The 20,009-nt window shown below is 49.2% G+C and carries 20 protein-coding genes; 9 read left to right on the top strand and 11 right to left on the bottom strand.

Going from position 1 to position 20,009, the window contains the following annotated elements; translation table 11 throughout:
- Positions 1-15 precede the first annotated feature (15 nt).
- A complete protein-coding gene (gene minC, locus KP22_RS04465) occupies positions 16-702 on the bottom strand; it encodes a septum site-determining protein MinC (protein WP_039300157.1) in 687 nt (228 codons plus the stop codon).
- 136 nt (positions 703-838) lie between these two features.
- Here minC and KP22_RS04470 point away from each other — a divergent pair, with 136 nt between their 5' ends.
- The 3 genes from KP22_RS04470 to KP22_RS04480 all read left to right on the top strand — a co-directional run bounded on the left by KP22_RS04470 (position 839) and on the right by KP22_RS04480 (position 2,645).
- Positions 839-1,096, top strand: a complete 258-nt coding sequence (locus tag KP22_RS04470; RefSeq protein ID WP_039300154.1) for a YcgL domain-containing protein — start codon at positions 839-841, stop codon at positions 1,094-1,096.
- 341 nt (positions 1,097-1,437) lie between these two features.
- The gene (locus KP22_RS04475) at positions 1,438-2,094 is read left to right on the top strand and encodes a fumarylacetoacetate hydrolase family protein (protein ID WP_039300151.1); all 657 of its coding nucleotides are present in this window, start codon (positions 1,438-1,440) and stop codon (positions 2,092-2,094) included.
- Positions 2,095-2,198: 104 nt separating this feature from the next.
- Positions 2,199-2,645 (top strand): YcgN family cysteine cluster protein, encoded by a 447-nt coding sequence (locus tag KP22_RS04480; RefSeq protein ID WP_039322683.1) that lies wholly within the window; start codon positions 2,199-2,201, stop codon positions 2,643-2,645.
- 99 nt (positions 2,646-2,744) lie between these two features.
- On the opposite strand, the gene mgtS is transcribed toward KP22_RS04480, so the two are convergent.
- Positions 2,745-2,840: a protein MgtS gene (mgtS, locus tag KP22_RS22335; protein WP_039300147.1), complete on the bottom strand. Its 96-nt coding sequence runs from the start codon at positions 2,838-2,840 to the stop codon at positions 2,745-2,747.
- A 282-nt stretch (positions 2,841-3,122) separates the two neighbouring features.
- Here mgtS and KP22_RS04490 point away from each other — a divergent pair, with 282 nt between their 5' ends.
- Positions 3,123-3,320, top strand: coding sequence for a DNA polymerase III subunit theta (locus tag KP22_RS04490; protein ID WP_039300145.1), 198 nt, complete (start codon positions 3,123-3,125; stop codon positions 3,318-3,320).
- A gap of 245 nt (positions 3,321-3,565) precedes the next feature.
- Here KP22_RS04490 and dsbB read toward each other — a convergent pair whose 3' ends face one another.
- Both dsbB and nhaB read right to left on the bottom strand, forming a co-directional pair.
- Complete coding sequence (gene dsbB / locus KP22_RS04495; protein ID WP_039322686.1) at positions 3,566-4,096, bottom strand: disulfide bond formation protein DsbB; 531 nt, start codon at positions 4,094-4,096, stop codon at positions 3,566-3,568.
- A gap of 194 nt (positions 4,097-4,290) precedes the next feature.
- Complete coding sequence (gene nhaB, locus KP22_RS04500) at positions 4,291-5,871, bottom strand: sodium/proton antiporter NhaB (protein ID WP_039322689.1); 1,581 nt, start codon at positions 5,869-5,871, stop codon at positions 4,291-4,293.
- Between the two features lie 230 nt (positions 5,872-6,101).
- On the opposite strand from nhaB, the gene fadR reads away from it, so the two are divergent.
- Positions 6,102-6,821, top strand: coding sequence for a fatty acid metabolism transcriptional regulator FadR (gene fadR, locus KP22_RS04505; RefSeq protein WP_039300136.1), 720 nt, complete (start codon positions 6,102-6,104; stop codon positions 6,819-6,821).
- 104 nt (positions 6,822-6,925) lie between these two features.
- On the opposite strand, the gene KP22_RS04510 is transcribed toward fadR, so the two are convergent.
- From KP22_RS04510 to KP22_RS04525, 4 genes are all read right to left on the bottom strand, one after another.
- Positions 6,926-8,467: a SpoVR family protein gene (locus KP22_RS04510; protein ID WP_039300133.1), complete on the bottom strand. Its 1,542-nt coding sequence runs from the start codon at positions 8,465-8,467 to the stop codon at positions 6,926-6,928.
- Between the two features lie 166 nt (positions 8,468-8,633).
- Positions 8,634-10,037 carry a condensation domain-containing protein gene (locus tag KP22_RS04515; RefSeq protein WP_197061537.1) on the bottom strand — a complete coding sequence of 468 codons (1,404 nt, stop codon included), beginning with the start codon at positions 10,035-10,037 and terminating at the stop codon, positions 8,634-8,636.
- 50 nt (positions 10,038-10,087) lie between these two features.
- Complete coding sequence (locus KP22_RS04520; RefSeq protein WP_052012470.1) at positions 10,088-11,377, bottom strand: MFS transporter; 1,290 nt, start codon at positions 11,375-11,377, stop codon at positions 10,088-10,090.
- A gap of 21 nt (positions 11,378-11,398) precedes the next feature.
- Entirely contained in the window at positions 11,399-12,334 is a 936-nt protein-coding gene (locus KP22_RS04525) for a sulfotransferase family protein (RefSeq protein ID WP_039322691.1), read from the bottom strand.
- A 551-nt stretch (positions 12,335-12,885) separates the two neighbouring features.
- Here KP22_RS04525 and otsB point away from each other — a divergent pair.
- The 4 genes from otsB to KP22_RS04545 all read left to right on the top strand — a co-directional run bounded on the left by otsB (position 12,886) and on the right by KP22_RS04545 (position 17,977).
- Complete coding sequence (otsB, locus tag KP22_RS04530; RefSeq protein ID WP_039300128.1) at positions 12,886-13,659, top strand: trehalose-phosphatase; 774 nt, start codon at positions 12,886-12,888, stop codon at positions 13,657-13,659.
- Positions 13,656-15,050 carry an alpha,alpha-trehalose-phosphate synthase (UDP-forming) gene (locus KP22_RS04535; protein WP_052012471.1) on the top strand — a complete coding sequence of 465 codons (1,395 nt, stop codon included), beginning with the start codon at positions 13,656-13,658 and terminating at the stop codon, positions 15,048-15,050. The genes otsB and KP22_RS04535 overlap by 4 nt, the downstream gene beginning before the upstream one ends.
- Before the next feature lie 120 nt (positions 15,051-15,170).
- Positions 15,171-16,646, top strand: a complete 1,476-nt coding sequence (locus KP22_RS04540; protein ID WP_039322694.1) for a GMC oxidoreductase — start codon at positions 15,171-15,173, stop codon at positions 16,644-16,646.
- A gap of 20 nt (positions 16,647-16,666) precedes the next feature.
- The gene (locus KP22_RS04545; protein ID WP_039300125.1) at positions 16,667-17,977 is read left to right on the top strand and encodes an aminotransferase class III-fold pyridoxal phosphate-dependent enzyme; all 1,311 of its coding nucleotides are present in this window, start codon (positions 16,667-16,669) and stop codon (positions 17,975-17,977) included.
- A gap of 124 nt (positions 17,978-18,101) precedes the next feature.
- On the opposite strand, the gene KP22_RS04550 is transcribed toward KP22_RS04545, so the two are convergent.
- The 3 genes from KP22_RS04550 to KP22_RS04560 are packed head-to-tail and all read right to left on the bottom strand — an operon-like array spanning position 18,102 to position 20,005.
- Positions 18,102-19,001, bottom strand: coding sequence for a tagatose-bisphosphate aldolase (locus KP22_RS04550; RefSeq protein WP_039322697.1), 900 nt, complete (start codon positions 18,999-19,001; stop codon positions 18,102-18,104).
- Positions 19,002-19,037: 36 nt separating this feature from the next.
- Positions 19,038-19,571 (bottom strand): P-loop nucleotide/nucleoside kinase family protein, encoded by a 534-nt coding sequence (locus KP22_RS04555; RefSeq protein WP_039300117.1) that lies wholly within the window; start codon positions 19,569-19,571, stop codon positions 19,038-19,040.
- On the bottom strand, positions 19,568-20,005 hold the full coding sequence (locus KP22_RS04560) for a PTS sugar transporter subunit IIA (RefSeq protein ID WP_039322700.1): 438 nt from the start codon (positions 20,003-20,005) through the stop codon (positions 19,568-19,570). The genes KP22_RS04555 and KP22_RS04560 overlap by 4 nt, the downstream gene beginning before the upstream one ends.
- Between the last annotated feature and the right edge of the window lie 4 nt (positions 20,006-20,009).

The raw sequence follows: 20,009 nt of genomic DNA on the forward strand, positions 1-20,009 counted from the left end.
TTTCCTTGGGAGATTCTAGTCTAGAGGTTTTATCGTTAACACATTGTCCAGCTGGTTCAGGTTGATCCGTGCTGGCTGCCCAAAATACGCTTCAGGTATCTGGTCGCTCAGCCAGTAACGACCCGCGATAGAAACCAGTTCTGCGGCCAGATGCGTACAGAATATCTGGCTCTGAACATCACCAGAAACGCCTGCAAGGGCTCGGCCGCGCATCATGCCGTATATATGAATATTGCCATCGGCAATCACCTCTGCCCCTGCGCTGACGCTACTTGTGACGATTAAGTCACAGTTCCGGGCGTAAATCTGTTGGCCGGAACGAATAGGAGTATTGATGACTTTCGTTTTCACTGCCGTAGGAACGGCGGCGACGGGTTCGACTACCCGACGTTGTGCTTTACCTTCGCTCAGAAGGGGAAGCCCCGCCTGTGCAATGGTTTTCTTTAACGCATCGTCGTTGCATCCACTGACGCCGACGACATGCAGACCGGTTGACGAAATGGCCTGCTGCAATTTTATCCAATCGGTTTCCGCTGTTAATGCAGCAACATTAATGACAACGGGGGCATTTTTCAGGAAAGCAGGTGCTTGCTCTATTTTTTCCTGGAGTGCCTGGTAAATTACCTCGGGTTGCGAATCATGCAAATGAACAACCGATAAGGTAAAGCTGCTGCCTTTTAGCTCTATTGGCGTTTGTGACATCTATCCTGACTCAGTTTCAGCATCTTTTAATCCCTAGAGTAACATTTAAGGCATGATATTCCAGAGCGCTGTAAGCATGTTATAGTCACAATTATATACAGGCAAGATGGCATTCCCATCAAATAGAGTAAAAAAAATGTTTTGTGTGATCTATCGAAGTGCGAAACGCGATCAGACCTATCTTTATGTTGAAAAAAAAGACGATTTCTCACGCGTGCCGGAAGAATTAATGAAAAGTTTCGGCGCACCGCAGTTAGCCATGGTTTTACCGTTGGATGGACGTAAAAAACTGGCGAATGCCGATATAGAAAAAGTGAAACTTGCGCTACAGGAACAGGGTTTTTATCTGCAAGTTCCTCCTCCGGTCGAGAGCTTATTAAACACGGCTGTGTAAGTGTAAAAAAATAATACCAAGGCATACTTTCAGATAAAGCCGCAAACATAATTTGGCGTGGAATATCTCGTCCTTTGTCTGATATTCCGCGCGATAAATATTCATCTTTTGAGTTTTACTCCGTCATAATTTAATTGTTTCCATTTTTGATAGGCTATCAAGCCTTCTTCAGACCGTACGAACGCTAGCCTCGCTCTCCTGAAATCTGTTGGGGTAACCCCCGTAGCGATGATATAACGATGGTTTTGCACCATCGTGTTCTTATATAGCTGTTTTCTTTTTGGGCAGGTTGTGTGCCACGAAGACAGCGATAATCCAACAGACCGGGCAGGAGAATACCCATGTATCAACACAGAGACTGGCAGGGCGCGCTACTTGATTTCCCTGTAAATAAAGTCGTTTGCGTCGGAAGCAACTACTCAGAACACATCAAAGAAATGGGAAGTGCCACCCCAAGCGAGCCAGTTTTATTCATTAAACCTGAAACTGCACTGTGTGATTTACGTCAGCCAGTCGCTATTCCTAAAAACCTGGGGTCGGTTCACCACGAAGTGGAGCTGGCGGTGCTGATCGGTACGCCGTTGAAGCAGGCAAATGAAGAACGCGTTGCCCGAGCCATCGCGGGCTATGGCGTGGCGCTGGATTTGACGCTGCGTGATTTACAGTCCGAATTCAAAAAAGTGGGTCAGCCATGGGAAAAGGCCAAAGCCTTTGACGGTTCCTGCCCGATCTCCGGTTTTATTCCCGTTGCCGAGTTTGGCGATCCACAGCAAACCGATCTGGGTGTAAAAGTGAATGATGAAGTGCGCCAGCAGGGCAACACGCGTGATATGATTACGCCGATTCTGCCGCTGATTGCCTATATGAGCCGTTTCTTTACGCTGCGTGCGGGCGATATTATTCTAACGGGTACGCCGAAAGGGGTCGGCCCGATTCTGTCAGGCGATATGCTGACGATTACGGTAAATGACCGGACGCTGAGCACACGTATTATCTAACGCTCTAGCTGCCCGTAGAACGACGGGCAGCAAAACTTCCCCGCAGTGCCTGCCAGAATCACGCATCTTTTTTACAACGCTATCGATTTACAACAGGAAGAAACATGACTGAACGCCCTTTTTGGCAGCAAAAAACGTTGTCTGAGATGTCTGACGATGAATGGGAGTCGCTGTGCGATGGCTGCGGTCAGTGCTGTTTGCATAAACTGATTGATGAGGATACGGAGGAGATCTACTTTACCAACGTCGCCTGTAATCAACTCAATATTAAAAGCTGTCAGTGCCGTAACTATGAGAAACGCTTCGAGTACGAGCCAGACTGCATCAAGCTGACGCGCGAGAATCTTCTGACGTTTAACTGGTTACCTGCGACCTGCGCCTATCGTCTGGTGCATGAACGTGAGGATTTACCTCGGTGGCATCCGCTGGTTTGCGGAACCAAAACAGAAATGCATCGCGAGCGTATCTCTGTCCGCCATATTGCCGTGCGCGAAAGTGAGGTGATGGACTGGCAGGACCATATCCTAAATAAACCGGAGTGGGCGCGATAATTTTTGTTCGGTGCGGGTTGTTACTTGATTGAAACAAGAAGCCCCTCAATCTGAATCTCTCAGAAGAGGGGCTTTTTATCGGGGGAGAGTCAGTACTCATTAGTCGTCCCATTTGGGGCTGAGATACGCCGCCAGAAAACTAAGGAAAAGGATGCCGCCCAATACGGCGATGAAAAGATTGATATTGCCTAACATCTTTGTTTCTCCTGAATAAATTAATGCGATAGAAATACCTCATCGGATGAAAAGTCGTTGTTGACCTGCGATAGGTACTATAGGGATAAGGGGCGTTCTAATGAAGAAAAAACGCTCAGAAAGGGATAGATGGTTTACATATCGTTGAAGTGGAACCGAAACGCTCATCTGTTTTGCACGCCACGTCACATTTTCCTTGTGCGAATCATGCTCCCGCCTCCAGCATAAATCGTGACGTGTTGTATAATTTTAGAACAGTGTAACCAGCAGGAGGGAGAACATGTGATTAACTTTGAGAAAATCATTATTGAGTACAGCGAGCAGTACACTGACTTTGCTGCCTCCACGATTGCTTTTATGGAAAGTCAGGAAAAAAAGATCGACGCTGATGAAATATCGCGCAGAATTCCGCAGGAAAAGAGGCTTTTTTTTAACGAGCGATTAGGCCATTATCGTGATATTTACCGACCACAGCAGTGAGGGTTGGTACACAGCGTGGAAACAGTTACCAGAAGCCCGACATATTGTCGGGCTTTTCGGTTTATACCCGTCATACTTCAAGTTGCATGTGCGTTGGCTGGTCAAATTCGTACCCGACGAATTTTTCCTTCTCTTGCCGCGTTACGAGGCCCATAAATGAGCCTCGCCCTAAAGGGCCAACGCTTTGCGTTGTTCAAAACGTTAACGTTTTGTCCTGAAACTCGAATTATTTAGGGTATATATAATTAGCGGCTGAAGAGGTCGCGTCGCTTCGGACGGAAAGGTTGAGCGATCAACACCAGCACCGCAATCACCAGATAAGCGACGAAGATGCCAAGCAGCCATTGCGGCATTTCCAGAGAGAGGAATTCCCACTGGCGCACAGAGCAGTCACCTGTCGCATTGAAAATAGCCGGAAGCCATTTGTCTAAAGGCAACCATGACGGGAAGCTGACAAAGAAATCACAGGTGGTAAACGGCGACGGATTTAACAAAATATCCGTGTGTTTCCAGGCCAGTCGAACCCCTTCGTAGGAACTGTATATCCATAATGCGATGGCAGGGTAACGCAACGAGGTTGTTGGCGCGATGGCACCAACAATACCGGCTGCGAACACACCCCACAGCGCACAGCGCTGATAAATACACAGCACGCACGGTTTTAATAACATAACGTGCTGAAAATAGAGCGCAGTCAACTCCAATGCTAAAGCAGTAAACGCCAGCAGCAGCCACGCACCACGTCCGCGTGAGCAACGATTAAGAAATCGCAACATAAAAATATTCCATGCTTAACATGATAAAAGCAGCAGTGTAAACCGTTCTGGCTTCACTGCCATCATTTCACTGTGCAAAACGTAACGATATGTTTATTTGATGCTTTTCTATCATTCTACGGCGGCGAACCCGGTATTGATAAAACCATCAAGACAGAATTTGTCGCCACCGTGATTACTATACACGATCGTGATTATGCGTGACTGCCCGATAGGGTCAAATTTGGCAAAGAAATCCAGTCATTATTCAGCAAAAAGTCGGTGAACGGCACCAGCGTATACTCAACGCAAAGCAACCCGACTAGCGTCATCACAATGGTATAAGGCAATGCCATGATCACCATGCGTCCGTAAGATAGGCGGATAAGCGGAGCCAGCGCGGATGTCAACAGGAATAGAAACGCGGCTTGCCCATTCGGCGTAGCGACGGAAGGAAGATTGGTGCCGGTATTAATCGCCACGGCGAGTAGCTCAAATTGGGGTAAGGATATTTTACCGCTCTCAAACGCATTACGCGCTTCGTTGATATAAACCGAACCAACAAAGACGTTATCGGATATCGATGATAGCAGCCCATTGAATAGATAAAACTGTGTCAGCTGGGCGCTGTCAGAAGATTGTAAGACGTAATGAATAATCGGTGAGAACAGTTGCTGATCGATAATGACGGCGACGATGGCAAAGAAGACCGTCAGTAGTGCGGTAAAGGGCATGGCATCCTGAAAGGCTTTGCCGATAGCGTGTTCTTCAGTCACGCCGCAGAACGTTGTGGCCATAATAATCACCGAGAGGCCAATCAACCCGACCTCAGCCAGATGAAACGCCAGTGCGATGATGAGCCAGACGCCAATCACTGCCTGCACGAGTAAACGCACTTTATCCTGCGGCGTGCGCTTTTCTGTCATGTCCCGATCGTAATCCTCAAGTACGCGGCGTACGTCGGTCGGCAGGTTTACCCCATAGCCGAACAGCTTGAAGCGTTCGACCAGCGCGCAGGTCAGGATGCCGCAAATAAAGACGGGGACGGTCACCGGTGACATGCGCAGGAAAAAGCTGACAAAATCCCAGCCTGCGCTTTTCGCAATAATCAGGTTTTGCGGTTCGCCGACCATCGTCATCACTCCACCGAGAGCCGTACCGACGCCTGCATGCATCATCAGACTGCGCAGAAATGCACGGAATTGCTCCAGCGTACGATGATGTTCCTCGTTGCTTAACGCGCTGTCATCGCTGATATCGCTCTCGTCTTCACCTTGCTGAGAGGCAAAGCGATGGTAAATACTATAAAACCCGATAGCGACGCTGATGACGACGGCAATTACGGTCAATGCATCTAAAAAGGCGGAGAGAAAGGCTGCCGCCATACAGAAGGCGAGCGAAAGCAGGGGCTTAGAATGGATGCGAAGCAGCAGTTTGGTAAACACAAACAGCAGTAGTTGCTTCATAAAGTAGATGCCTGCCACCATAAACACCAACAACATCAGAACTTCAATATTCCCTGTGACTTCATGCCACACCTGCTGTGGGCTAGTCATGCCGATGAGTATCGCCTGTAGCGCCAGTAGGCCACCAGGCTGTAGCGGATAACATTTCAGCGCCATGCCGAGCGTAAAAATAAACTCCACGACCAATAACCAACCGGCCCAAAACGGACTGACAAAATAGAACAGCAGCGGATTAATCAACAAAAAACTAAAAATGGTCAGTTTGTACCAGTCAGGTGCGTATCCCAGGAAGTTTTTTAGCAGCGCACGGTGGAGGGGCATGGCGATCATAATGGGTGCGGAATCCTTATTCGTTATAATAGATTGATGGTTTTTATCATATAGTAAAAACTTTACAAACGGTCAGAAGTCTACCGTTCTACGCAGTGAGAGGGTGGTTTGCAGTCACAATTTTTCACTGAAATGGTTCGGAGCCAGAGTACGGTGCTATATCATGATTCTTTCGTCTGGTATTATGATTTGGCTTTTTTCGGCAATCACCGCTACGGATTATCAAACACATGGTTATAAAGGCGCAAAGTCCGGCTGGATTCGCGGAAGAATACATTATCGAAAGTATATGGAATAACCGTTTTCCTCCAGGCTCTATTTTGCCCGCGGAAAGGGAGCTTTCCGAACTGATCGGCGTGACCCGCACTACCCTGCGTGAAGTGCTTCAACGCTTAGCCCGTGATGGCTGGCTGACGATACAGCACGGGAAACCGACAAAGATTAACAACTTTTGGGAAACTTCCGGTCTCAATATTTTGGAAACGCTGGCCCGGCTCGATCACGATAGCGTGCCGCAATTGATCGATAATCTGCTGGCTGTGCGGACCAACATTGCCGCAATCTTTATTCGGACGGCATTACGGCATAATCCAGAAAAAGTGCGTGATGTGTTGACCCAGTCAAATGCGGTAGACGATAGCGCAGAAGCCTTTGCGCAACTTGACTACAATGTGTTCCGTGGTTTGGCTTTTGCCTCCGGCAACCCGATTTATGGTCTGATTCTGAACGGTCTGAAAGGATTGTATATTCGCGTAGGGCGATACTATTTCTCCAACCCGGAAGCTCGTAAACTGGCGGTGAATTTTTACAGTCGGTTGGAAACATTGCGTAGCGAAGAGCTTTACGATCAGGTCATGGATGTCGTCAGACATTACGGTAAAGAAAGTGGGGCGATCTGGCACAGTATGCAGAGCGCGATCCCGCGAGATATCGCGGAAGTGCGCCGCTAAGACGTCATTCGCTTCATAGCAAAAACGTGAAAAGGGGATTCAGGTATTGCCTGAATCCCCTTTGTCTTTTATCGGCGAGACTTTTATCTGCGTAACGCGTTTTGCTATGCGGATGCAGCACCGTTACGTGGCGGGCAGCGTTCAATCAGCTCAATGCTCCCATCTGCATTAGCCTGCTCCAGATACACGTCAAAACCCCACAGGCGATGGACGTGCTTCAACACTTCCTGGCTGCTTTTATCCAACGGTGCGCGGTTATGTGGAACATAGCGCAGCGTTAGCGCCCGATTGCCGCGTAAATCCACGTTCCAGACCTGAATATTCGGCTCCAGATGGCTCAGGTTATACTGTGCGGACAGCTCCTGTCGGATCAAACGATAACCTTCTTCGTCGTGAATCGCGGCAATTTCCAGATAGTTGTTTCGGTCATCGTCCAGCACCGTGAAGAGCCGGAAGTCACGCATCAATTTAGGCGATAAGAACTGACTGATGAAGCTCTCGTCCTTAAAGTTCTGCATCGCAAAATGCAGCGTATCAAGCCAGTCTTTACCCGCAATGTCGGGGAACCAGTAGCGATCTTCATCTGTTGGCGACTGACAAATACGCTTAATGTCCTGAAACATCGCGAAGCCTAGCGCATACGGATTGATGCCGCTGTAATACGGACTGTTATACGGCGGCTGATAAATCACGTTGGTATGGCTGTGCAGGAATTCCAGCATGAAGCGCTCAGATACTCGTCCTTCATCATAGAGATGGTTGAGAATGGTGTAGTGCCAGAAGGTAGCCCAGCCTTCATTCATCACCTGAGTCTGCTTCTGCGGATAGAAATACTGACTGACTTTCCGCACGATGCGCAATACTTCTCGCTGCCAGGGTTCCAGCAGCGGGGCATTTTTCTCCATAAAGTAGAGCAAGTTTTCCTGCGGCTCTTGCGGAAAGCGTCTCGCTTGTTCTGGTGCTGCGCCCTGTTCGCGGCGCGGTAAGGTTTTCCAGAGATCGTTCACCTGGCTTTGCAGATAGGCTTCACGACTTTTCTGGCGAGATTTTTCCTCTTCGAGCGAGATTTTCTGCGGGCGCTTGTAGCGATCAACGCCGTAGTTCATGAGCGCGTGGCAGGAGTCTAGCAGGCGTTCTACCTCGTCCACACCATAACGCTCTTCACATTGCGCGATATATTGTCGGGCAAAAAGCAGGTAATCGACGATGGAGCTGGCATCGGTCCAACTGCGGAACAGATAGTTGCCTTTGAAGAAGGAGTTGTGCCCGTAGCAGGCGTGTGCCATGACGAGCGCCTGCATCGGCAGCGTATTCTCTTCCATCAAGTACGCAATACAGGGATCGGAGTTAATAACGATTTCGTATGCCAACCCCTGTTGCCCATGTTTGTAACGTTGTTCGGTTTCAATGAATTTTTTCCCGAACGACCAATGAGAATAGTTGATCGGCATACCTATGCTGGAATAGGCGTCCATCATTTGTTCTGATGTGATGACTTCGATCTGGTGAGGATAGGTTGCCAGACGATAAAGTTTGGCGACCCGATCAATCTCATCGAGATAAACCTGTAATAACTCAAATGTCCAGTCCGGTCCATCACTCAGGCGAAGTGTTTTTTTTACCTGATTATCCGTCGATATAGCCATCCGCGCGCCCCCTAACATAATAAGCCTGTACGTGAGATCCCGTTTACTGCCTTTCCGTTGGCTCCTGTCAAAAAATCATCGTGGTTCATTTAGTTATAGCTGAGCTTTGGACACGCGGCAATTGACGGATTGAGCGTAGCAAGAAGGTTATCTCGTTATCGCAACCTTACTGCTTTCCCTCATCCAGCCAGCATCCTGTGCTCACGACGGTAGCAAGCAGCTTTCTGGTTTGAGCAAGATATTGCGATATGACATGGCTCGCTTGCTCAGACGCAGGATGACGATAGTTAAGGAAAAGTCCATCGTGCGTGCGAATGAACCATAGGCACACTTCTTCAGGGTCGACGCTGGTGCAGTAGGATGTAGCAACTTGCCACTCAGACCAGTGACGTGAACCTGGCGTACGACGCATGTCCATGTACGAAATCATGAAAGGATCGCGAAGCGGTTGGTTGATCAGGTCGGCTACGCGAGTTATCGGTATTTGTGCCAACGTCTTTATTCCCTTGAGGCCTGTTACCGCGTGGGCGAGTGCCGCTGAGAATGGGCTTGAACCATCGATTCGGCAGGCAAATGGAGACATCCCCACGTACCACCCCATCGACGGCTGTCTGCTCCCCGACTGGGTTTGACAGGGAATCATCGTCCGAAATTCACACTGTCCGGTTTTATCATGAGCGGATTTAGCCAGACAAGCTAACAGCCCGGAGAAGGTGTCTCCACCAGCGGACCGACAGATACGGCTAAACGCGTTTGCATCATTTTTGTTCATCACCGTAATGTGCCCGCTATGCTGTGCAGTTAACGGATTTTCCGGTCTGTCTAGCGGAATGGGGAACGGAGGCAGATGGCCTCCTGACTCATCGACAAAGTGCTTCCAACGAATAATCCCTTCATGATCGGCGGTCAGCGCTTCAGATGCGCAGCGTTCTGCTTCTGCAAAATCGAGATAACTGGCAGCGGGAGGCAGAGTGCGTGGGGTGTTATCGGCGGAGATCGCCGCATGGTATAAAAGAGAGAACTCAGCCGGAAGTTCAAAGAGTGAATAGCCGTCTATCAATGTATGATCAACGGCGACACAGACGGTTGTCGCTTTAGCATGCTGGATCGTGGTAAACAGATAGCCAGGCCAGTTGAGCGGACTCACGCTGTCGTTGAATAACTGCTCCAGATCGCTGGTTTTGCTGAAATGACCGATAAAGCTGGCATCCACCTTGATAGCCGCCGTTTCCAAGGTCAGGCGTTCCAAGTGCGTGTGTGCCGTTGGCGTCGCACTAAGTCTAAGATGGCTGCGTAGCGTTTCATGACGGTCGGCCCAGTGGCATAGGGCTTTTGAGAACGCCGCCTGATCGAGTGCCGCAGGCATAGTAAAGGTACAACTTAACCAGGATGCCGAGGCTCTCCCTTGCTGCTGTTCCTCAAGGGCTCCCATAATACTCGCCTCCTGAATACACGAGGCCCGTCGCCGATCGCGAACCCATCTTGCATCCGACATCGGGGGCGCTTTAGCTCGCCAGACCGTAAGACGGCCCGGAGGAAGAGTCAGCGACGGCATATCGATAAACTTCATGATCTTTTCCTTAATCTCTGTGAAGTGTGTTGTCGAATAAAAGCGGCAATTCAACCTGGTTTCTGCATCAACTGAGGCGTCCGAACTTTCCACAATGGGGATAAGACAATCCATGTGGCGGCCAGCGCCATCAAGATAGCGGCAAGTAAGAGGGATAACCGTATACCCAGAAACGTTCCGCATGCTCCACCCAGTACGGCACCTAACGGTGCCAGCCCCCAAACCAGCGTGCGGATGCTCGCGTTTATCCGGCCATGAATAGCTGCGGGGGAAAGGGTATAACGGATCGGAACCTGATGAATGTTATAGATCTGCATGCCAAACCACATAATGGATTGAGAAACACCTACCGCGATTTCCCCTTGCAGTAATGGGCAAAGCATCGCACCGACGGCGCTGATAATAATGGCAATGACGAGAACGCGTCCCAGCCCTAGCCATCTTGCGGCGATGCCGGAAAGTAACGCTCCCGTCACACTTCCTACCGCGGCGAAACTGGTCACAAGGCCAATTTTCTCTGGTGTGAGGTGGAGGCTCCCGGATAGATAGAGAATGAATAAAGCAGAGTAGGCGCTATAAAAAAAGATCAGCGTAGCCGTGGCGAACGTGGCTGCGCGAAGAGGTGGGGTATGCAACAAGAATTGGGCACCTTCTACCGCTCCAGTGAGGATCCGTCGTAATGTCCCTGAGGCGTGCGCGCGCTGCACCTGATGCGTCGCGGGTTGAGTCATCGACGTGCCTGACTGGGTTCCAGTCGTCACGTAAGGGAGTAATGCGGTCATCAGCAGTAACGCGACGACATTCGCCACCATCGCCGTAGGCGCTGAAAACGTTGCAATCAGCCAACCTGCGAGTGGCAAACCAACAATCATCGCCGCTGATTGTCCTAACTCTAGCCTGCTCTGTGCTTTGACCCACAGCGTATGCGGAACGATGGCCGGCACCCAGGATAGAAATGTGATATCCGTAATCACCATAGCGGCACCAACGAGCGTTGCAGCGGTATAGAGGTGAAACATACTGACATGTCCGTTCCAGAAAACCGCCAGAGGAATCGTTGACAACATCAAGGCTATAACCATATTCGCCGCCATCAAAAGTAGCCGGTGTGATACGTTGTCAACCAGTAGTCCGACAAATAGCCCTAACAGCAAATAGGGCACACGACCGCAGGCGAGTAATATCCCGGTTTCAAATGAATTGGCGTGGTTTAAGTGAATAGCCGTGAGTGGGAGCGCGAGGGTTGTTATCTGCGTGCCGGTCAGGGAGAGAACCTGACCGGACAGAAGAAGATGAAAACCCGCGGGGAGCCGCTTTGCCTCGTTTGTTAAATCATGCATGGCGCGTCGAACCCTAAAAAGCTAGCTGTTTGTCGCCAGGCTGTAACCTAAGCGTTGTAATTCTTTTCCTGCGATAAGTTCGAATTTTTCAATTTGGTCTTGGGTGAGATCCTGACGGTAGCGACCATTGCGCCCAGTATAAACTGGCTTGCTTGCCGCCTCGGCAGAGGGGTGTCCCCAGGGTTTTTCGAAAAGAGAGTGGGAAAGGTCTGAATGACGTAGTAAAGCGTCATCCCATTTTAACCCAATGAAATCAATCATCTGCTTAATGACGATTTGAGGCGTCATGACCAGATCTTCGTATCTGATTTCTTGGTATCGCGCGTTCGGCGCGGAACGATACGCGTTGGCAACTATCTCTAACCAGCCGTGGGCGGCCTCTTCTGTCGTCTGATAGCCCCATTCAGGCACTGTCTTTAAGTGGGAGGCCGCGAGATCGCGTCCATCACGGATGATATGAATAAAATCCGCGTTAGGCCAGATAGCGGCATAGTTTTTAACGTCTTTGATTCTTCTCTGAAGCTTAAGACCCCAGCGCTTCGCTCCGGTTTGCTGTCGCCGAAGTTCTCCAATTGAATCAATGAGGTGGCAACGATCGTTCAGAGAGGAAAGCTCGCTACCACACGCGGACATCGCATTGTTTACCAGATTTCTAAGATCGTCGCGGTCCAGACCAAAACGCTCGCATTGAATGATGAAGTGTACGCCGTCAAACCATTCAGGATCGACGCTTTCTTTTGTTGCGCCGATCAGGCTTTTCTCATTGATATCTATAAAATTACAGGCTTCGAGAATGTGAGGGCCAAGGTTGACGGGCTCTGTAAAATCGAGTTCGGGCCCAACGACCAGATCGGAGTGAGAATCAAGAATCACGCTGAGCAACGTGGTGCCTGAACGGTTTTCTCCTCCCAACAGAACGGGGTTGGAGGTTAATACATGAGATTTACAGTCGGCCATAACATATCCTTTTGTTATTAAAAGTGCTTATCAATATTCTCAGTGTTCCATATTTTGGAAAAATAATTTCTACCTGAATAACCATTAATATGGCTTAAAAATAATTAGCAATATCAGCTTAATTTCCCTTTTGTCATCTCCATAGCAAAGTTAAAATTTTTTATCATTTGTTATTTGATAGATCAATATATAATTTATTGTTAATTTATGTTGAAATTTATCTTAAGGGGGTTAAATAATAGTTAAGCAGTGTGACAAGGAGGGTGAACGTTGCTCAGTGATGAATCATAGCTTGTTAATTATTTTCACTTTTGTTTTATTTATTAATTTATTGATATTTATGGTTTTTTAATAAAATAAAGAATGGGCGTTTGTGCGAAATGTAATGCAGGATTTTTTGTCAAATAACCTTTTATTGTGGCGTGATTTAGGCCGAATAATAGATTTATATTAATGCGTTACGTTGATGGTTTTTAGGCAGTTTATGTGTATTGGCTAGGTGAAAATAGATATAGCAAAAGGGACGTCATTATCTCAGCGAGGAGTAAAATATGTCTTTTACCGATGAGCTAGCAAACATTAGGCCGGACAAACACGCATTTTTCTTTGATATCGACGGAACGCTGGCCGAGATTTGTCAGCGCCCGGAACAGGTAAAAATATCCTCCGATCGTTTGCGTTTGCTGACACGACTTTCATTTTTGAGTGGGGCGCTGGCGATTATATCGGGGCGCAGCATGGTGGATATTGACCGGTTATTATCCCCCCTCAAATGTCCTGCGGCGGCGGTACATGGCGCTCAAAAGCGGTATGCCTGCGGAACGCTTTGGCAATCTGAGGCGTACTTACCGGAAAACCTGCTTCAGCAGTTGCGTTTGCTGGCTGCGGATTTACCCGGCGTTCGTCTGGAAAAGAAAGCGAAAATTGCCATGACGATACATTTTCGCGCCTGTCCTGAGAGCGGGCATGACGTCTTGCTGAGGGTGAAACGTTTGATTGCGGACTATCCGCAATTTGCGCTGCAACCTGGTAAGCAAGTCGTTGAAATTAAGCCTCGCGATGTGGATAAAGGCGCTGCGCTGCATGAGTTTATGGCACAGCCGCCTTTTCTCGGTAGAATCCCCGTTTTTGTTGGTGACGACTTACCTGACGAGGGCGGATTTGCGGCGGCTCAGGCACTCGGCGGTATAGGCATCAAAGTCGGTCAAGGGGAAACCTGCGCCACACATCGACTGGCAAGCACCGAAAGCGTTGAAAATTGGCTCCGACGCGTTACCGCTGAACCGAATTCTGCCTTGTCTAAGAAAGGAGACTGCCTACGATGAGCCGTCTGGTTGTTGTTTCCAATCGTGTCGCGTCGCCGGCAACAAACGGCTCTCCTGGTGGCCTCGCTAGCGGTCTGCTGGATGCGCTAAGTCAGATTGGCGGTCTTTGGTTTGGCTGGAACGGGGAAATCACAGATGCTGCTGGCGAATTATCCATGCAGGAAGAGGGTGACATCACTTTTGTCACGATGGGTCTCACCCGTCAGCAGTTCCAGCAGTACTATTGCGGTTTTGCAAATAGCATGCTGTGGCCTGTTTTTCATTATCGCATTGATATAGCAAGCTATAATAGCAGTGACTATGCAGGGTATTGCCAGGTTAATACCTCATTAGCCCAAAAATTAATTCCCTTGTTGCGTCCAGATGATTTGTTATGGGTGCAGGACTATCATCTCATCCCTTTTGCTAATGCGTGTCGTCAGTTGGGAGTGTGCAACCGTATCGGTTTTTTTCTGCACACGCCTTTTCCCTGTGCGGAGATAGCAAGAACGATTCCCCCTCATCACGATCTCTTTGGTTATCTGGCTGATTACGATCTGGTGGGATTCCAGACAGAAACCGATCATCAGGCGTTTCTGGATTATGCTCGTCGCTTCAATGTCAATCAGGGTGTACCGCCTACGGGAGTTTACCCTATAGGCATTGCGCCTGATGCGGTGACGAAGATGGCAGAGACGCATCAGGAAAATGCGATTCTAACGGGGCATGCACACCGGGCGTCACGGACTCAGGTGATTTTTGGCGTCGACAGGCTCGATTACTCCAAAGGACTTCCTGAACGTTTTCAAGGCTATGAACGATTTTTAGAGACGTATCCTGCTTATCGACGCCAGGTACAGTTTGTCCAAATGGCGGCGACTACACGAGAAGATCTGACCTGTTATCGCCAAATCCACCAGCAGCTCAACGCAGAGGTTGGCCGAATTAATGGGCGTTTCGGTGATGTTGACTGGCTCCCGCTGAATTATTTAAACCAGAGTTGTTCACGCGCCTGTCTTGCAGGGTTAATGCGTCAGGCTCGTGTCGGTCTGGTGACGCCATTGCGTGATGGTATGAATCTCGTCGCGAAAGAGTATGTTGCCGCCCAACATGCTGATAACCCTGGGGTATTGATTCTTTCCTGTTTTGCCGGTGCGGCTCACGAACTCGATGCGGCGCTCATGGTGAATCCGCATGATGCCGATGAAGTCGCGGCGGCATTAGACCGCGCATTGACGATGTCTTTGTCAGAACGAAAAGCCCGACACCGGGCAATGATGCAAGTGTTAAATAAGAACACGATAGCTGATTGGCATGGAACGTTTCTCACTGATTTACGCAACGTCAGACCGACTAACACGCCGCTACGTGAGCGACGCAGTGCATTCGGCGGCGATGCTGCACGTCTGTAGTCATTGAAAAACGTTTAAGTATTACTGGTCGTGGTGGATAACCAGGCAGCCATTACGTTAACCACCGCGATCGCGTGGGGGCCAGTTGGTGGCAGGCCTATTGAAAAAGGAGCAAATCTTGTGACGATAATTCAGCATATCGCCGCCTATCAGGGACGATTCGATCAATTCGACGCCGTCGTAGTGGGTTCTGGCCCTTCAGGCTCAATGGTTGCCAGAACATTGGCTGAAAAAGGCAAACATGTTCTCATTCTGGAACTTGGTGCGCATGCGCCGCCGGGCGCAGTGCTTACCACGCATCAATCCGTATTTGGCCGGGCCATAACGGAAGACAATATTGCAGATGGTAATCCGTGGACGGCGTGCTGCGTTGGTGGGGGAATGCAATTCTATTCCGCGATTACTTTTCGTTACCGTGATGCGGATATGCACGCGAGTCGCTATTTGAACTCTGATATGGAAATGGATTGGCCGATCGCGCTTCAGGATTTGAATGAGCATTATGACTATGTCGAAATGCTGATGGGGATCACTGAAATGGGGAATTATCCCGTCAGTGCTCGCGGCACCAAGATAGCCGCGGCGATGTCCTTATTAGACTATCAACCTAAGAATATGCCGCTAGCTATCCTTCCGCCCGGCAAAAACGGAGGATGCAGTTATTGTGCCGCCTGCGATAGCCGCTCATGTCCAATAGGGGCGAAGGCCTCCGTTTTCACGCGTTCAGTGATTGACGATACCTTGTTGAAGGGCAGCATCACGCTGTTGTACGGCTGTGTGGTCAAAAAAATCGTCTTGGACAAACAGGGGCATGCTGGTTCAGTAGAGTGCTATATCCCTTTCTCCTCTCAGCACTTAAGCGTGCCAGTCGAGAAAATCATTTGCTGCGGCAATGCAATCCAATCAAGCGCGTTGCTTATGCGATCTAAGTCCAACTATGCGCCTCAGGGTATTGGCAATGATTACGATCTGGTTGGACGGGGGCTGTCATTTAAAATCAGCGGCTATTCAATTGGTTCCAATCCGCTATGGCTGCAACAACCCGATTTGGGGACGCCGCATCAGGGCGCGCCAGCGACAGTCTATACCGATGCGTTCTATCAGGCTCCGGACGTGCCTACTGGCATGGGGGGCTTGATTTATGAGGCGGCTTCGCCTTTCCCAGAAAAAAATATTGGCCATTTGCGGATCCACTACCTTGCCGGAGAAGAGGCCTGGTCGCATAACCGTATTTCACTGGATGATGAAGAAGATGTCTTTGGTAACCCATTAATCAGGTTCCACTATAAAAATACTGAAAATGACCAAGCTCGCTTCGCATTCTTAGCCGATCGGGCTGACGACATATTACGTCAGGCTGGCGCAACATCGATTGAACGTGAAGTTCCGCAGTACAAAAAAGGCAGCTCGCACCTGCATGGCACTGCCCGCGCTGGACAAAATCCAGAGCGGGCAGTTGTCGATCTCGTTGGCAAGGTGCATGGCTATGACAACATTTACGTTATGGATGCCTCCGTAATGAATTTTGCGGGTAACTGGAATCCAACACACACCATCATGGCTAACGCACGCAGAATGGCAATCGCACTGGATTGAGGCGAAGAGGGAAATAAATCATGGAGCACACTGAAATGGATAATAAACACCTGCTATTGAGAGCAATGTCTTCAACGGCGGCAAAGCAGTATGACGTAGATGCGCGTCCTCCGTTTGTCGTCAATAGTGCGAAAGGGGCGTGGTTAAAGGACTGCGATGGGCGTGCTATTTTGGATATGACATCGTCTAATGGCACGACGCTGTTTGGCTATCGGCGGGAAGATATCGATAACGCTGTGATCGAGCAACTCACTCAGAGAGGGACGATCTTCCCGACCACGCTGTCTGCGCAGCGTATTGAACTGGCAGAGCGTCTTATCAGCCGCTATCCGGCGGCAGAAAAAGCCGTTTTCTTCCGTACCGGATCGGATGGAACGTCAGCGGCGATAAGAATGGCGCGTGCTTATACTGGGAAACGTATTATTTTATCCAGTGGTTATCATGGATGGCACGACTGGCACCGTCTTTTCGGCAAGGCCTGTTTCGATAAACAGACGGAAGTTTTTCACTTTGGCTACAACTTATCCGCGTTATCACAACTGTTGGAACATGCCAGAGAGGGTATCGCTGGCGTTATTGTGACGCCTGAACCAGGTTGGTATGACGAAAGCCACTTTCAGGCAATGTACCAACTGTGTAAACAGGCTGGCGTTCCTTTCATATTAGACGAAGTGATGTCTGGTCTGCGCTACGGCGCAACGGGTCTGAATGGCGCGGGTGTGTCAGCTGATTTGGTGGTTATCAGTAAAGGATTAGCTAACGGTCATGCGCTTTCTTGCGTGGCGGGAAAGGCGGATATCATCAATGCCTATGATGCCGCAGGGCTGGCTGGAACTTACAATAAGGAAGTCACGCCGATGGCCGCCGCCCTCACCGTGTTGCGCATCCTTGAAGAGGAAAAACCTCACGAGATGGCCTGTGCTGTGGGGGCTGAGCTGATGCAGGGGATGCAAAACGCAGCGGATAAAATCGGTTTCCCGCTGTGGGTCACCGGTGCCCCGTTGATGTTCAAAACGGTATTTCCCAACATGGCGCTTGCTGATGCCGTCACGACGTCTTGTTTTTCCTCCGGCTTGTTTTTGGAATGTAGCGGTACCCATATGATCAATTTCGCATTCGGTGCACAGGAACGGGATTATGCGATTACCTGTTTTGCAGAAGCGCTGAAGGAGGTGAAGTCATCGGGACTGGCTGAGGGGGTCATTGATAGCGAGATCTCTGAATTCCAACGTAAAGCGTATGCCCGTGATGCATTTGGCGCAGCATTTGAGGAAGACGAAGACATCATGCATCAAATCGCACAGGTGTTAGCATACCTTGACCTGCGTTAGGCACAACGCGCTTTTCTCGCGCATACCTATATAGAGAGGTGTCATTCCCACATCGCGTTAGGAAAGGGAATGACACATCCCTGTTTTCATCATACTTCGTCTAGCCTGCCTGACGTTTACTCATTTAGCGGCGTTGATACCGCTTTAACAGCGTTTGAATATCGTTGAGACGGGAGACGGCAACGGTGGATAGCTTCTGTTTAGAAATATTGCGATCGAGTGAGATGCAATCCTTCCACAGAGAGCGTCCGGCAATCACGCCAGAAGCGCCATTTTTTAACGCGCTCTCTACCTGAGGCAAAAACGTTGCATGATCGACGCCCGCCGACAGAACGGCCCAGGGTATTTCACCGCAGAGTGTGGTCACGCGCGCGCAGGCTTCATCCGATCCAGGATAAGGAATCTTCAAGACTTTTGCGCCTTGCTCTATACAGGCCTGACAGCCTGCCGGAATGAGTTCGGGCAGGAGGCGGGTATAGGCTTCGCGAGATTCATTTTCCAGAGGATAGGTCAGAAACTCGACGACGAGCAGTAAATCCTCCTGCGCAAAGTCTTGAATCACGCTACGGAGTGTTGCAAGGTTACGCGTGTTGGCTTCTGGGATATCCGGGCGAAGGTAGATCATGATTTTTCCGCCAGTGGCCCCCCATTCGCGCACTTTACGTGCCGTAACGCCCTCAACCATAGTGGATACTCGGTAACCTTCCGGGCTCGTTTCCCAGCCGGAAGCATCAAGGCCGATGAGCAGGCCGGTATCGCGGGGCAAAATATTGTCGTCTATCAGACCCGGTATGGCGCAGATCGGGTCGACCAGTACACAGCCTGCCTCAGCGGCCAGATAGCGAGTGATGTCATATTTTGTTTTTCCTAACGTTTCATTGGTAATCGCAGCCTGTGCATCAGAAGTCGGTGCTAATAATGTTCGCATGCCGCCACGTTGATCGCAGGCAATAACCATCATGGCGCCCGTCGCGTTACAAATTAATTGATATCCCCGGTGCTCAGCTGTTGTCATGGTGTTCATGATAATTACCCTCATAAAATTAATGTAAATAAGCGATTAATCCAGGTGTGTTTTGATCCATTGAATTAATTCCTGATGATTAATTTCCTTATCCTGATCAACCGTGTAACACTTGCCAATACACATTGGCTGTGCCTGATGTGCGAGTGAAATTAATTCCGGGAGATACTCATCACCGGGATGGCCCTTTATTCTTTCATTCATTCTGGCTTGATATCGTTGTGCCGCACGTTCAGATGAAATAGCATTCCATATTTCAAGCGAATGTTTAATGTCACACGATGTTAGATATTCCTGTAATATCGATTTTTCGCGAAAGCCGAACCAGGCGTCAAGAATAAGAATGCTATTATTAGATGCCTGTCTAACAATATTAAACATCGCCTGATACGCGGCATGCCCCAGTTTCCTATTTAACGATCTGTCGATGGTGTCGCAGAACTGCATCATGAATGGCTCTTTTATTTCATCCAGGCTTAACCGCGGGAGATTCAATTCATCAGCGATAATACGCGCTACCGTGCTTTTCCCAGATGCGGGTATGCCATTTACCAAAATAAGCTTTTTCATAATACCCCGATAATATCATTTGATGTGGTGGCACATCGAATCCGAGAGAGCATGTCATCCTGTTCCAATAGATTAACGATGGAGGCGATGCCTTCCGTAATATGTGCATCGCTGTTAACGCCACCGAACATAATTAAAATATCTACCGGTTCACTTCCCTGAATAGAGAGAGGCGTGTGTAACGTTAGCAAACTGAAACAATTCTCAATGACTCCGCATTCAGGGCGTGCATGTGGAATAGCGATGCCTTCATCAAAAACATAATAAGGACCGTATTCCTTCGTACTTTCTATCACCGCAATCGGATAGTCCTTCGTAATACACCCTGCGCTGATTAATGGTTGTGCAGCACAATAAATAGCGTCTTCCCATGTCTTACATGTCACGCTGAGTTGAATGCAATTGTGCTGCAAAAGGAAATTTTTTATGCTCATAAAA

The sequence above is a fragment of the Pectobacterium betavasculorum genome (assembly GCF_000749845.1).
GTDB lineage: Bacteria > Pseudomonadota > Gammaproteobacteria > Enterobacterales > Enterobacteriaceae > Pectobacterium > Pectobacterium betavasculorum.